General features: G+C 62.9%; 12 protein-coding genes and 1 tRNA gene. 8 read left to right on the forward strand and 5 right to left on the reverse strand.

Going from position 1 to position 14,359, the window contains the following annotated elements:
- Nucleotides 1-158: 158 nt before the first annotated feature.
- Nucleotides 159-1,229, reverse strand: a complete 1,071-nt coding sequence (locus tag HV744_RS09745; RefSeq protein ID WP_175149307.1) for a LacI family DNA-binding transcriptional regulator — start codon at nt 1,227-1,229, stop codon at nt 159-161.
- A 206-nt stretch (nt 1,230-1,435) separates the two neighbouring features.
- Here HV744_RS09745 and HV744_RS09750 point away from each other — a divergent pair.
- The 4 genes from HV744_RS09750 (at nt 1,436) to HV744_RS09765 (ending at nt 4,670) form a co-directional block, all read left to right on the forward strand.
- A tRNA-Leu gene (locus tag HV744_RS09750) sits at nt 1,436-1,520 on the forward strand.
- A gap of 439 nt (nt 1,521-1,959) precedes the next feature.
- Complete coding sequence (locus HV744_RS09755; RefSeq protein WP_281363635.1) at nt 1,960-2,769, forward strand: class I SAM-dependent methyltransferase; 810 nt, start codon at nt 1,960-1,962, stop codon at nt 2,767-2,769.
- 71 nt (nt 2,770-2,840) lie between these two features.
- Nucleotides 2,841-4,046 carry a phytanoyl-CoA dioxygenase family protein gene (locus HV744_RS09760; protein ID WP_175149309.1) on the forward strand — a complete coding sequence of 402 codons (1,206 nt, stop codon included), beginning with the start codon at nt 2,841-2,843 and terminating at the stop codon, nt 4,044-4,046.
- A gap of 120 nt (nt 4,047-4,166) precedes the next feature.
- Nucleotides 4,167-4,670 carry a M48 metallopeptidase family protein gene (locus tag HV744_RS09765; RefSeq protein ID WP_175149310.1) on the forward strand — a complete coding sequence of 168 codons (504 nt, stop codon included), beginning with the start codon at nt 4,167-4,169 and terminating at the stop codon, nt 4,668-4,670.
- A gap of 51 nt (nt 4,671-4,721) precedes the next feature.
- On the opposite strand, the gene HV744_RS09770 is transcribed toward HV744_RS09765, so the two are convergent.
- Nucleotides 4,722-7,046: an FdhF/YdeP family oxidoreductase gene (locus tag HV744_RS09770; protein WP_175149311.1), complete on the reverse strand. Its 2,325-nt coding sequence runs from the start codon at nt 7,044-7,046 to the stop codon at nt 4,722-4,724.
- Between the two features lie 179 nt (nt 7,047-7,225).
- Here HV744_RS09770 and HV744_RS09775 point away from each other — a divergent pair, with 179 nt between their 5' ends.
- Together HV744_RS09775 and HV744_RS09780 are read left to right on the forward strand one after the other, a co-directional pair.
- Nucleotides 7,226-8,659 (forward strand): aminotransferase-like domain-containing protein, encoded by a 1,434-nt coding sequence (locus HV744_RS09775; RefSeq protein ID WP_175149312.1) that lies wholly within the window; start codon nt 7,226-7,228, stop codon nt 8,657-8,659.
- An 18-nt stretch (nt 8,660-8,677) separates the two neighbouring features.
- Entirely contained in the window at nt 8,678-8,986 is a 309-nt protein-coding gene (locus HV744_RS09780) for a helix-turn-helix transcriptional regulator (protein ID WP_175149313.1), read from the forward strand.
- Between the two features lie 147 nt (nt 8,987-9,133).
- Here the strand turns inward: HV744_RS09780 and HV744_RS09785 are convergent, their stop codons facing one another.
- Nucleotides 9,134-10,141 carry an alpha/beta fold hydrolase gene (locus tag HV744_RS09785; RefSeq protein ID WP_175149314.1) on the reverse strand — a complete coding sequence of 336 codons (1,008 nt, stop codon included), beginning with the start codon at nt 10,139-10,141 and terminating at the stop codon, nt 9,134-9,136.
- A gap of 180 nt (nt 10,142-10,321) precedes the next feature.
- Nucleotides 10,322-11,071, reverse strand: a complete 750-nt coding sequence (locus tag HV744_RS09790; protein ID WP_175149315.1) for an SDR family oxidoreductase — start codon at nt 11,069-11,071, stop codon at nt 10,322-10,324.
- A 278-nt stretch (nt 11,072-11,349) separates the two neighbouring features.
- On the opposite strand from HV744_RS09790, the gene HV744_RS09795 reads away from it, so the two are divergent.
- Both HV744_RS09795 and HV744_RS09800 read left to right on the forward strand, forming a co-directional pair.
- Nucleotides 11,350-12,492 (forward strand): BMP family ABC transporter substrate-binding protein, encoded by a 1,143-nt coding sequence (locus HV744_RS09795; RefSeq protein WP_175149316.1) that lies wholly within the window; start codon nt 11,350-11,352, stop codon nt 12,490-12,492.
- A 257-nt stretch (nt 12,493-12,749) separates the two neighbouring features.
- Complete coding sequence (locus HV744_RS09800; protein ID WP_175149317.1) at nt 12,750-13,292, forward strand: nucleoside deaminase; 543 nt, start codon at nt 12,750-12,752, stop codon at nt 13,290-13,292.
- 116 nt (nt 13,293-13,408) lie between these two features.
- On the opposite strand, the gene HV744_RS09805 is transcribed toward HV744_RS09800, so the two are convergent.
- Nucleotides 13,409-14,008 (reverse strand): lysozyme inhibitor LprI family protein, encoded by a 600-nt coding sequence (locus HV744_RS09805; protein WP_175149318.1) that lies wholly within the window; start codon nt 14,006-14,008, stop codon nt 13,409-13,411.
- Between the last annotated feature and the right edge of the window lie 351 nt (nt 14,009-14,359).

Here is a 14,359-nt window from a genome sequence, read left to right on the forward strand (position 1 = left end):
GAGCGGGTGGTTCGAGGTGGGCCAATCAAGGGGGCGTGCGAGGCCGGGTGGCGCAGCGTTGCATGAGGGCCACGGGTGCATGCGGGATGCGCAAGCGGTTCGTGCAACTCATGCGGGTCATGCGCTGTTCATGCAATAGCCCAGGTTCATGGGGCGTGTCAGGCCAGCGGCAGCGCGGTGCCCGCTGAAACATACGGCGCCGAAGTTTCAGTACGGCTCGAAATCGCCGCGATGGTCGCGCCTTCGCGCAAGCTGTGCGGCAAGGTCAGCGCGAGCGATGGGTTGCCGGCTGCGTCGTCGTTGCCGGTGACGCGCGCCAGCAAGCGCCGCCAGGCCGCACAGCCGATCTCGCGATTCGGCGCGCAGATGCTGGCGAGCGGCGGCGACAGCAGCTCGCCCATCGCGAGGCCGTCGAAGCCGAGGATCGACATGTCGTGCGGAACCCGCAGACGCGCGCGGCGCAGGCCGCGCATCACGACCATCGCCAGCAGGTCGTTGCTGCAGAAGAGGGCGGTCGGGCGATTCAGCCCGCTGGTCAGATGCGCGAGCACTGACGGCGACAGTTCATCCGCGTTGAAATCAACTTCGAGCGCCGGCGCGGGCGTCAGACCGGCTTGCTGCATCGCCTGCGCGTAGCCGAGATGACGCTGGCGGGCGCGGTCCGACGCAGCCAGCGTGCCGGCCAGCATCAGGATGCGGCGATGGCCGTGCGCGATCAGCGAGCGCACGCCGTCGTACGCGGCGAGCCGGTTGTCGACCGACACCGACGGTCGGCGCACCGTGTCGTTGTGCATCAGCACGTAGAGCAACCCGGCGCGGTCGAGCTCGTCGAGCAGCGGATGCGTGTCGGCATCGGTGACAGTCAGGATCAGCCCTTCGACGCGCTGTTCGCGCAGCGTTTCGATCGCGTGGCGTTCACGCTCCGCGTCGTACTGGGTGGTCATCAGCATGAGCCGGTAGCCTTGCGCCGCCGCGAGTTCGTCGATGCCTTGCAGGCATTCGGCGAACACCGGATTGGCGAGCGTCGGCAGGATCACGCCGATCAGACGCGTGCGCTCGCCGCGCAACTGCCGGCCGAGCGGGCTGGGACGGAAGTTCAGCGCGTCGATGGATTGACGCACCTTGTCGAGCGTGATCGGGTTCACGGTGTGCGGCGCATTGATCGCGCGCGAGACCGTGGCAATGGAAAAGCCCGCGTGGGCGGCGACATCTTTGATCGTCGGGATCATGGGTTTCCGCTCTGGCTGTAAACGTTTTCGTGAACGGATTATCGGGAAGCTTTGTGACTGCCGGATGACTCCGGTTTTGATCGATGCGTCAGTGCGGGTGGGAGGATGGCGGTGGAATTGCGGCGGGCATTGCCGAGACGATGCGCCGGTTTGGTGCGCCCGCCGGGCAATGGTAGAATTCGCGTCCACGCGCGATTGCGACCCCTGCCGGGGTGATGAAATTGGTAAACATAGCGGACTTAAAATCCGCCGCTTCACAGCTTGCCGGTTCGAGTCCGGTCCCCGGCACCAGCGGTCCCAGCGCAAAACGACACGCCTTGCGGCTCATCCAGGCCCGCCACCGGCCAGCGATCGCATACGGGCCTCCACCAGCTACCCCCCATTCGCCAGAGACCAGGCTTGTCTGCCTAATAGTTCGGCTCGAAGAACGACAGGCATGGAATCGAACGAAGCCGAAGCTTCTTGTTGTGACAATGCGACACATGTCTGCGGCACTGCGCGAGTAATGCCTTGCAGCTCCACCCGCTCTTGAGCGCCGCCAATCCATCGCGACGCTAATCTGAGCATCAAGCTCCTTAAACTCAACGCAGCCTTCCCAGCATGCCATAATTACCGCACTCGCGACTTTGGGAGTAACAAATTGAAAGGAACGGAACTCGATTTGTACACAACGGAGGAGCCTAGCCACTCCCTCGCGTTCGATCTATTCAAGGACACGTGGTTTTCGAACGTGCCCAACTACGGATTGGGCGCGGCTCCCCATTTCGAGGATGGCCGCATTCAGTGGCTCGAACGGGCGTGCGGCGGATTTGCCGGCAAGAGCATACTCGAGCTCGGACCGATGGAAGGCGGTCACACTTATATGCTGTCGCAAGGCGGCGCGTCCCGGGTTCTTGCGGTCGAGGCGAACTCGAAGGCCTTCCTGAAGTGTCTGCTGGTTCAGAATGCGTTGAAGTTCAATGCCGAGTTCATGTTTGGCGACTTCCGCAAACTCCTCCAGAAACGCGATCAACAGTTCGACCTCATTCTCGCGAGTGGCGTGCTGTACCACATGACCGATCCGGTAGCGTTGCTCGAGGATATGGCGCACGCGTCCGATTCGATCTGCATCTGGACTCACTACTTCGACTCCGATGTTGCGCGAACGAATGCAAATATGCAGACGCACATGGACGCCGAGTCGACCCTTTCCGAATTCCGCGGCCGGCCAATTACGACACATCGGATGAACTATCTTGGGGCCATTGAAAACAAGAAGTTTATCGGTGGCACGGCGCCGCACAGTTACTGGATCACCAAAGAAAGCCTGTTGACTGTTCTCAAAGAACTCGGCATGACGGTGATCGTTGGAATAGACGATCAGGATCATCCGGCGGGCCCGTCGATCCTTCTCTATGCGACGCGTCTTCTGAATTTCAACGAAGCAGGTTACCTCGAGCACAATCCCGACGTTGCTGATGCGGTTGCGAACAGGCATTTCACCTCGGGAGCCGAACACTACATCCGTTACGGACGCGCCGAAGGCCGCGCGCCCGAGTGATCGACGCAGGACAGCTCGCATTGGCCCCGCGTGGATTTTCCTGATAGCCCAAATGTCCCAAAGTCACGCAAATGAATAACCGAGACCTGGCCTCAAACCGTGAACGGTTTTACGACCATCCCGTGGTCGCAGAAACGCCGATTGACCCCAAGACACAAGTATTCAAATACGAAGCCTTTCCGGCTAGTGGTCCGCAGCCCTGGCTCGATCGTCAAGACGCAAAGCAGCAGATCGAGAAGCGTTTGCGCGACGGCGAGATCACCGCGCAGCAGGCCGAATGGTGTCGAAAGTGGGTTGACGACGGCTACCTCATTCTCGAAGGATTTTTCGCCGAGAAGCAGCTTGATGAAATGTGGAACGCCTACGAGAAGGCGATCGAGACGGGCGTATTGAGGCCTCCAGCCGAGCCGCTGTTCGATGGCGATACGCTGCCTGGCCGCACGCTCAATCCGCACTTCTCGGTCGACGAAGTCCGGGCGATGCTGTTCGATCAAAAAATGAGCGAACTGGTCAGCCTGCTGCTGGGCGCGAAGGCCGCGCCGTTTCAGACTATCGGCGGCCACAAGAGCAGCGAGCAACTGCAGCACTCCGACTCGATCCACATGTCCACCTATCCCAACGGGTATCTGGTCGCCAACTGGATCGCATTCGAAGACATTCATCCGGACTCCGGACCGCTGGTCTATCACCCGGGCAGTCATAAGCTGCCCTACGTGATGTCCGACGCGCTGGGGATGCCGTTCGGCTGTGGCTACTCGGCGTATCACGACATTTACGAGCCGGCGATCCAGAAGATCATCACCGACCATGCGCTGGAAGCGCATTATTTCCTGCCGAAGAAGGGCGACGTGCTGCTCTGGCACGCGAACCTTCTGCATGGCGGCAGCAAGATGAAAAATCCCGAGCATGTCAGCCGCAAAGCGCTCGTCTGTCATTTCTTCTCGCAGGGATGCTTGTGCTATCACGACCTGACCGGGATGCCATCGTCGCTGACGCCGCTGGAGTTCGACGCACATGCCTATCTGGATGCGAACCCGGACGTCAAGGCTTCCGGCGGAGATGCGTTGCAACACTACGTCTACTATGGCCGCTTCGAAGGACGTCCGATGCGGCCCGGCCAGCCGCCAACGGTCGCGATTCCGCCGGAACTGGTTGCTCTGGGTTTTGATCGCGCGGAGTATCTCGAAGCCAACCCAGATGTCGCGGCGGCTGGCGTCGACCCTGTCGTTCACTATATCGAGCACGGCCAGGCCGAGAACCGGCGCATCAGGCCTTGAGAACTTCGGTCAGGTTTTCCCGGTAGCCTGCGTCTCGCGGCGCAGGCTACGGAAGTCAGTCGTGTAACCGCCGTCTGATTCCTTTATGCGGCGCTTGCGCGAACACAGGCAAATCATCACATGTCTCACCTGAAATACCTGACCGGCTATCCACCCTCGTTACAGGAGAAGGTCAGGAAACTCATCGCCGAAGAACAGCTAGGCGGCTATCTCGCCGCGCGTTATCCGAACACGCACGACGTGCAGACAGACCGCGCGCTCTACGCGTACTGCGCCGACCTGAAACGCGAACATCTGCGCAGCGCGGAGCAGATCGACAAGGTGACCTACGACAGCAAACTCGACGTCGTGCGCCACGCGTTGGGACTGCACACGAGCATTTCGCGCGTGCAGGGCGGCAAGCTGAAGGCGAAGAAGGAAATTTGCATTGCGTCGCTATTCAAATCCGCGGCGCCGGAGTTTCTGAAGATGATCGTGGTGCACGAACTCGCGCACCTGAAAGAGAGCGATCACAACAAGGCGTTCTACCGTCTCTGCGAGTTCATGCAGCCGGGCTACCATCAGATCGAATTCGACTTGCGCCTGTATCTGACGCATCGCGATCTGACGAAGAAGCTGGCCTGACGGGCTTGCGCCACGCGTCGTCCGGCTACGCTCAAGCGCAGGCTGTGGCGCTCAAGCCGCCACCGCCTCGATTGCCGAACCGACCGACGCCGTCAACAGCACCGGAATCGACTTCGAAGTCGGCGTCCCCGCGCCATCGGCCACCGAAGACAGCGGCACCAGCGGATTCGTCTCCGGATAATAAGCGCCGAGACACCCGCGTGGAATGTCGTACTCCACCAGCAGGAACCCGTCAGCGTGCCGCTCGATTCCATCGGCCCACACGCTCGTGATATCCACCCGCTGTCCCGCGACGAAACCCAGCATCGCCAGGTCGTCCTTGTTCGCGAACAGCACGCGCCGTTGTCCATACACGCCGCGATAACGGTCGTCGAGACCGTAAATCGTCGTGTTGTACTGATCATGCGAGCGCGTCGTCATCAACGTCATCAGACGCTCGCCGTGCTGCTTGCGCGCTTCGTGAATCGGTGTGGCCAGGTCGATTGCGTGCACGATGAACTGCGCTTTGCCGCTCGGCGTTTTCCAGATGCGCTCGCGCGACGCCACGCCCAGGTGAAAACCGCCAGGGTTTTTCAGGCGCTCGTTGTAATCGTTGAAACCGTCGATCACCTTCGCAATGCCATCGCGGATCAACGCATAGTCCGCCGCCTGCGCGAGCCAGTCCACTTTGCCGCTGCCGAGCGTCGCATGCGCGATCCGCGCGACGATCGCAATCTCCGACAGCAGATTCTCCGACGCCGGTTTGTTCATGCCGTACGAGATGTGCACCATGCTCATCGAGTCCTCGACGCTCACCCCTTGCGCGACCCCGTTCTGCAAGTCGATCTCGGTGCGCCCGAGCGTCGGCAGGATCAACGCATCGCGTCCATGCACGAGGTGGCTGCGGTTCAGCTTGGTCGTGATGTGCACGGTCAGTTCGCACGAGCGCATCGCTTCCCACGTGCGCGGCGTGTCCGGCGTCGCGATCGAAAAGTTGCCGCCCAGGCCGATGAACACCTTCACCTTGCCGTCGAGCATCGCCTGAATCGTGTTGACCACGTCGAGCCCGTGCTCGCGCGGCGGCTCGAAATCGTAGACCTCGCCGAGCCGGTCGAGAAACGCCTGAGTCGGTTGTTCCTCGATGCCGACCGTACGGTCGCCTTGCACGTTCGAGTGTCCGCGTACCGGGCACAGCCCCGCGCCGCGCCGGCCGATATTGCCGCGCATCATCATCAGGTTCGACAGCAGTTGCACCGTCGGCACCGAATTCTTGTGCTGCGTGAGGCCCATGCCCCACGTCGAAATCACCGCGCGTCCCTTCACGTAGATGTCGGCGAGCTTCAGCACGTCGTCGAACGGCACGCCCGCTTCGGCGACGATGGTGTCCCAGCTCTCGGCGCGCAAATCGTCGGCGAACGCGTCGAAGCCCACGGTGTGCCCGGCGATGAAGCCGACGTCCAGCACGCGTTCGAGACCGGAGGCGAGCGCTTCGTCGTCGAGCTCGATCACGCGCTTGGCGACGCCCTTGATCAGCGCGAAGTCGCCGCCGACCTTCGGCCGGATGAACACGGAGCTGATCTTCGTGCTGCCCATCGTCAGCATTTCCACCGGATGCTGCGGGCTCGCGAAGCGTTCGAGGCCGCGCTCCTTCAGCGGATTGATCGACACGATGGTCGCGCCGCGCTTCGCGCACTCGCGCAGTTCGCCGAGCATGCGCGGATGGTTGGTGGCCGGGTTCTGGCCGAAGATCAGCAGCGTGTCGGCGTGCTCGAAGTCGTCGAGCGTCACCGTGCCCTTGCCGATGCCGACCGTATGCGGCAAGCCGCGGCTGGTCGCTTCGTGGCACATGTTCGAGCAGTCGGGGAAGTTGTTGGTACCGTACATGCGCACGAACAGCTGATACAGGAACGCGGCTTCGTTGCTGGCGCGGCCCGACGTGTAGAACGCGGCGCGGTCCGGATCGTCTAGGCGCTTCAGGTGGCTCGCGATCAGATCGAATGCTGCGTCCCAGCCGATCGGCACGTAACGGTCGCACAGCGCGTCGTAGACGAGCGGGTCGGTCAGGCGGCCGTGCTGCTCGAGCTCGAAATCCGTTTGGGACATCAGCTCTTGAACCGTATGCTGCTCGAAAAAGGCGGGCGTCACGCGTTTGCTGGTCGCCTCGGCGGCCACGGCCTTGACGCCGTTTTCGCAGAACTCGAACGTGGATGCGTGCTCGCGATCCGGCCACGCGCAGCCGGGACAGTCGAAGCCGTCGGGCTGATTCTGTTTGAGCAGCGTGCGGTAGTTGCCGCCCGTCACCTTTTCCTTGAGCAGGTTGATGGCGACGTACTTCAGCGCGCCCCAGCCGGCGGCCGGGTGCTTGTAGGGTTCGATGCGAGCTTCGGATTTCTTCATGATCTTGCCGCTGGATAAGGTCTGACGAGCCTCGACGAGGCTTTTAAGCCGATACCTGCAAGCCTACTGTGTTCCAAAAAGCACGCTGCATACAGAAAATTGGAAAGCGGAGGAATACAGTTGCCTGATTTCTGTCATAAACTGGCGCTCCGAGCCACGCTTTTGCCTTGACCCAAGCCTTGAAACTGTACGAAAAGCTCGCCGATGAGATGACCGAAGCCGTGCGCCGCGGCGTGTTCGCGGCGGGCGAGCGGATTCCGTCGGTGCGGCAGGCGAGCCAGCAGCACGGCGTCAGCATCAAGACGGTGCTGCATGCGTATGCATTGCTGGAAAGCCGGGGGATAGTCGAGACCCGTCCGCAGTCCGGCTACTTCGTGCGCGATGCCGCCGCGCAGGCGCTCGCGCCGGACGCGCCGCGGCCGGGCCGCGCCGCCGCGCGCGAGGTGGCGCCGGTGGCCGCCGAGGTGGATGTGAGCCGACTGGTGCTGTCGACGCTGCGCAGCATCCGCGCGCACGATGCAGTGCCGTTCGGTTCGCCGTATCCCGACCCGTCGCTGTTCCCGTGGCGGCGCATCAACCAGTACGCGAACGCGATCGCGCGCCGTCACGCGAGCTGGAACCTGATCGACGACCTGCCGCCAGGCAATCCGGAACTGATCCGGCAGATCGCGCGACGCTATGCAGAAAACGGCATGCCGGTCGATCCCGGCGAGATCGTCATTACGCTCGGCGCAACCGAGGCGATCAATCTGAGCTTGCAGGCGGTCGCCAAGCCCGGCGATACGGTGGCGGTCGAATCGCCGACCTACTACGCGATGCTGCACGCGATCGAGCGGCTGGGCATGCGCGCGATCGAAGTGGCGACGCATCCGGTCGACGGCATCGACATCGACGCGCTGGCGCAGGTGATCGCCACACAGAAAATCGCCGCCTGCATGGTGATGCCGAACTTCCAGAATCCGCTCGGCTTCCAGATGCCCGACGCGCGCAAGCGGCAACTGGTCGAACTGCTCGCCAAGCACGAGATTCCGGCGATCGAAAATGACGTCTACCAGGAGCTGTATTTCGGCGACACGCGGCCGTCGACGTTGAAGACCTTCGACCGCAAGGGACTGGTGCTGCACTGCGCGTCGTTTTCGAAGAGCCTGACGGCGTCGTACCGGATCGGCTGGGCGCTGCCGGGACGCTACCGCGCGCAGGTCGAGAAGCTGAAGTTTCTCAACACGCTGACCACACCTTCGGTGCCGCAGGTCGCCGTCGCCGATTACTTGCGGCAAGATGGCTACGACCGTCATCTGCGGCATGTGCGCAAGCTGTACCGGCAGCAGGCGAGGATCATGACGGCGCTGGTGCAGCGGTTTTTCCCGGTCGGCACGCGCATGTCGACGCCGCAAGGCGGCTATGTGCTGTGGGTGGAGTTGCCCGAAAGCGTCGATTCGATGCGGCTCTACCAGGCGGCGCTCGCGCGCAGCATCACGGTCGGGCCCGGCATGATGTTTTCGATGCGCGACGATTTTCGCCACTTCATCCGGCTCAACTACAGCTATCCGTGGACGGCGCAGAGCGAAGCGGCGCTGAAGACGCTGGGCGAACTGGTCAAGCAGATGGCGTGACAGAACGAGGAGACACGAATGGATGACGATGACATCGACCCGGCGCTGGCCGCCGTGCTCGCGCAACTCTGGCGCGCGCATCGGCAGACGCCGGGCGGCGTGTGGTCGCTCGCCAGGCTGTCGAAGCAGGCGGGCGTGCCGATGAGCGGCTTGCGGCGCCAGTTGACGGCGCTGGTCGACGGCGGTTTGGTAGTCACCACCTTCAACGAGGAGGGCACAGGGACCGCGCGGTTGAGTGAGCTTGGTGAGGGGCTGTGCGCGGAATTGTTCGGCGATGATGAGGGGCCTGAGCAGGACCACGAGAATCCGCCGCCGAACAGTCACTGACCGTGATTTTCAGCGCGCGGTGCGGCATCGCGCGGCGTGGCACGCGAGCACGCGCCGCAGAGCACGCATGGGGCATGCACATCACGACACGCCACAGCACGTCTTCGCATCGCACGGAAACCGGCGACGCCCCACAACACATGGCCCCTACCGCGGCGGCGGCAGGAACTTCAGCAACGCATCGGTGACAGTTTCCGGCTGCTCTTCGGCGACCCAATGACCCGCGCCATCAATCTGCACCGACTGCACATCAAGCGCGACATGGCGCAGTTCCTCGCCGACGATCGGCCCCAGGCTGCCCGCTCCGCCGATCCCGAGCACCGGCATGGTCAGCTTGTGCTGCGCGAACGCCTGGTTCTGCCGCGCGTCCGCAGGGAATGCGCGGTAGTACTCGAAGCCCGCGCGCAACGCGCCAGGCATCGCATATTCGCGCGTGTAGGTCTCTTCGACCTCATTCGTGAAAGCCCGCGAGTTGACCGCTTCCGAATTGTGGAACCACTTCAGGTACGCCAGTTCGCGGCCCGCGATCAACATTTCCGGCAGGTCCTGCACCGCGTAAAAGCGGAAGTGCCACGTGCGCGGCATCTGCACGATCTGATCCCACGGCTCGATGCCGGGCAACGGCACATCGAGAATCGCGACCGAGCGCACGTCGTCCGGATGCTGCGCGGCATACGCGTAAGCGACCATGCCGCCCATGTCGTGACCGACCACGTTGACCTCGGAGCCGAGATGCAATTGCGCGACCAGTGCGTGAATGTCTTCGGCGATGTTGGCCTTCTCGTAGCCGGCGGCCGGTTTCGCGGTGTCGCCGAGGCCGCGCAGATCCGGCGCGAGCACGGTGTAGCCGCGCGCGACCAGTTGCGGCATCACGCAGCGCCACATGAACGAGGTCGACGCCCAGCCATGCAGCAGCACGATCGGTGTGCCGTGTCCGATCGCCAGCAGATAGTGGTAGCGCACACCGTTCACGTCGATCTTGCCTTCGTGGATTTTCGCGACCGCCGCGGCCAGCGCGGGGGCGTTCGGCGCGAGGACGACGGGCGCACCGTTGGCGTTCGTTGTACTGCCGGCGCTATGCGCAGCCGGCGCGAGGGTCGCGAGCGACATCGACAGCGCCGCGGCCAGCAGAACGGAAGACAGTTTCAGACGCATGATTGTCTCGTCGGTAAAAAAGGCTCCCGCCGGGTCGCCTGTCACGGAGACCCGGTGTGTCGGGGGCGGCGATGATGGGTTGGGGTGAGTCGGCTGACGAACCGGGCCGCTGTCTGTCACGCGGCCGGTCGTCGACACTGCACGGGCCAAAGCCGCAGGGCCGCTCGCCCGCGTGTGTTTTTAAAGCTGGCTCATGCCGCCATCGGCGATGATTTCCGTGCCGACGATGAACGCCGATTCCGGCGCGGCGAGATGCAGCACGGTCGAGGCGATCTCCTCCGGCTTGCCGAAGCGGCCGACCGGCACCTGGCCGAGAATCTGCGCGGAGGTCGCTTCGAGCGCGGCGGCGTCGAGGCCGAGCTTGCCGTACAGCGGCGTTTGCACCGGGCCGGGGCTCACCACATTGACCCGCACGCCTTGCGGCAGCAATTCCGCCGACAGCGTCTTCGCCAGCGAAATCAGCGCCGCCTTGCTCGCCGCATATACCGACGACGCCGGCATGCCGATATGCGCATTGATCGAGCCGTTGATGACGATCGACGCGCCCTTGTTCAGCAACGGCAGCAGCGCCTGGATCTGGAAGTACGCGCCTTTGACGTTGGTGTTGAAGGTCGCGTCCCAGAGGGCTTCGTCGACCTCGGGGAACGGCGCGAATTTCGCGGTACCCGCGTTCACGAACACGGCGTCGAGGCGGATGCCTGCGGCGCTGAGCGCGGCGGCCAGTTCGCGAGCCGACGCGATCGAGCCGGCGTCGTTGCGCACCGCGACCGCGTTGGCGCCGAGCGCGCTTCTGGCGGTTTCGAGCGCATCGGCGTCGCGCCCGGTGATGACGACGCGAGCGCCTTCATCGGCGAATGCCTTGGCTGCCGCGAAGCCGATGCCGCTGCTGCCACCGGTGACGAGGACCGAGTTATTCTGGAAGCGAGTCATGTTGTTTCTCCGAAAGAGTGTTGCGGGTTGGTGTTATGGATAGTGCGCCTGTGCGGCGGGCTTGCCGTACCACTTTCCCGATGCACTCGTTCGAAGTTATCGAACATGTCCGCCGGGCACCGTGCTGGGCACCACAATACGGCTTTCGTTATGGGCGGGATAACGAAAAATAATTTTTCCGCTGATATTGGCCTTCGAATATGGCCCCCTATGCTGGAGCCTCGCCTGGGGAGTCCCGGGCGCTGTGGCAGGCACGGTCAACCATCTTCGGAGAATCCATGAAAACAAAGCTGGCGCGAGCGCTGAACCATTCATTGCGGATCAAAACCGTCCGTACTGTGCTGGCCGCCGCACTCGGCGCAAGCGTTGCCGCGACCGTCGCGTTCAGCGCCGGGTCGGCGGCAGCGGCAAGCCCGCAGCCGGTCGGCATCGCCTTCGTCTATCTCGGTAATGCGGGCGACGCCGGCTGGACCTATGCACACGAGCAGGGCGTGAAGGCGGTCGAGGCGAAGTTCGGCGACAAGATCAAGGTGACGCGGGTCGAGAACGTGCCGGAGTCGGCGGATTCGGAGCGCGTGTTTCGCGATCTGGCGGCCAAGGGCAACAAGATCGTGGTGGGGTCGAGCTTCGGCTTCCAGGATTTCGAGCTGAAGGTCGCGAAGGACTTCCCGGACACCGTGTTCGAACATGCGACCGGCTTCAAGAAAGCGGGCAACTTCGCCACCTATGACGTGCGCACCTATCAGAGCGCCTACCTGGCTGGCCTGGTCGCGGGCTATACGACCAGGTCGAACACGCTGGGTTTTGTCGGCTCGGTGCCGGTGCCGGAGGTGGTGCGCAACATCAACGCGTTCACGATGGGCGCGCGCTCGGTCAATCCGAACGCGCGCGTGAAGGTGGTGTGGATCAACAGCTGGTTCGATCCGGGCCGCGAAAAGCAGGCCGCCGAAACGCTGATCGGCCAGGGCGCCGACGTGCTGATCCAGAACACCGATTCGACGGCAACGATGCAGACCGCCGAGCAGAAAAAGGTGCATGCGTTCGGTTGGGACTCCGACATGAAGAAGTTCGGGCCGAACGCGCAACTCGGCGCGTGCGTGAGCAACTGGGGAGTGTATTACACGCATCTGGTCGAGCAGGTGATGTCGAACACGTGGAACAACACGCCGGTCTGGTGGGGGCTGAAAGAGAACGCGATCGACCTCGCCGACATCAACACCAGCGCGGTATCGCCGGCCGCGCAAAAGGCGCTCAGCCAGAAGCGCGACGACATCATCGCGGGCAGGTTCAATCCGTTTGCTGGTCCGATCGCGGATCAATCGGGCACGGTGAAGGTCGCCGCCGGAAAGTCGCTGAGCGATGCGGAACTGTTGCGGTTGAACTGGTTCGTGCAGGGCGTGGATGGTGCGTTGCCGAAGTAATCAATTGATTTGGTTGCCTAACTATTATCAATGCAATTGTCGTGCATAGGACCGGGGTAAGTGCTTTGCATGGGACCAGAGTAACGCGCTGAAGCGCGAACTCGGGTCGACAGCTAAAGCGCGAACTCTGGTCGACCGCACAAGTGCATGGGACCAGAGTAAGGCGCTAAATAAAGAGCGCCAACTCTGGTCGACAGCTTTGCATGGGACCAGAGTAACGCGCTAAAGCGCCAACTCTGGTCGACAGGAGATTGCCCGTGAGTCTGACTGTTTCGAACGAGGCCGCCGCGGTGGCGGTGAGCTATCCGCCGCAGGGATTGACGCCCACGCACGAGCAGATCTTGCGGCATCTGCGGCATGCGAGCCGGGTCGCCGAGCGGGCGACGCTGCTGGGGCATCATCCATTCGGCGCGGTGCTGGTCGGGCCGGACCAGGAAACCGTGTTGATGGAGCAGGGCAACGTCGATACGGTGAATCACGCGGAGTCGGTGCTGGCGCGCGTGGCGGCGTTGAACTTCACGCCGGAGTATTTGTGGAGCTGCACGTTGTATACGTCGGTCGAGCCGTGCTGCATGTGCGCCGGCACGATGTACTGGGCCAACATCGGCCGGGTCGTGTTCGGCATGACCGAGAAGCGTTTGCTCGAGGCGACCGGAGATCATGCGCAGAATCCGACCATGAGCGTGGATTGCCGCTATGTCTTCGATCACTGCCAGAAGCCGGTCGAGGTGATCGGGCCGGTCGCCGACGTGGAGGCCGAGGTGATGGAAGTTCAGCGCCGGTTCTGGAGCGGCCGATAAGCGGTAGATCTCTGCGCCGGCGGCTGCTGTTGCTTCGACGGCAGCCGCTGAATGCTTCAGGTAGCGTCACAGGCATGCACGCGGCACACGCACGCACGCATGTGAAACACCTCACCTCACTGCGCGGCGTTCGCCTGCGTTTGCGGCGGCCCCACCATGGCAACGCCGCAGAACCAGTCGCTGCCGTGCGGCTTGTATTTCCACGGGTTGCCGGTTTGTCCGATCACGTTCGAACACTGCTCATTCACTACCGGCCCGGGATTCGCGGCCGTGCATTCGAGCACCGCCGTTGCGCTCGCATGCGCCGCCGCCATCGAGCGTTTGGGCCGACTATCCGGGTCAGCCGGGTCAACCGGGACAAGCGGTGCGGGTGAGGGGGCAAGCGGCGTCCCCGTTTGCATGCTTTCGATCAGCCGCCGCAATTCATCGATCCGCGTCGCATACCAGGTTCCCAGACACGCCGCGTTATGGCAATTCGCTTCCCGCCATGCCCACTTGCTGTCGCTGTCGTCGAGAAACGCGCGCCGGTTGATGATTCGCCGCCGCGCTTTCCAGTACAGTTGGCCCAGCGTGTCGTCGAGCTTCGAGAGCGCGGAATCGTTGCAGATCATCTGCTCGGTAAGCGAGCGTCCCCTGTGACAGTCGAAGCTGGTGGCGTGGGCGGGCAGATGTGCGAGCATCAGACCGGCGAAAAGAAACGGGCGGAAGATTTTCATGGCGGTCCCGGCGGTGCATGGGTTTTTCATGCAGGGGATGATCGGCCGAGTGACCGGAACGCAGATGCCCGAAAAACGTGTGACTTCGGGTGGGTCGTTACCAAATCTTGCTTCGCGCGCGGGGAGCGCATCTTCGCAAGCGCCGAGCAACCCGTTGACGGGACGCTTTCAGGCATGCGCCGTGCAAGTGCGCCATTTCAGTGGTGCGATGTCGCGGGACCGAATCTGCGCGGCTGGGTGTATGCGTCGCTGCTCAGTTCTCCCTATCAGGGCAGCAATGTGCCGCTGATGAATTACGGCACTGCGATAGGCCTGCCGATCCTGGGATTTCGATCGCCGATTACTGGGGCA

This window comes from Paraburkholderia ultramafica (genome assembly GCF_902859915.1).
GTDB lineage: Bacteria > Pseudomonadota > Gammaproteobacteria > Burkholderiales > Burkholderiaceae > Paraburkholderia > Paraburkholderia ultramafica.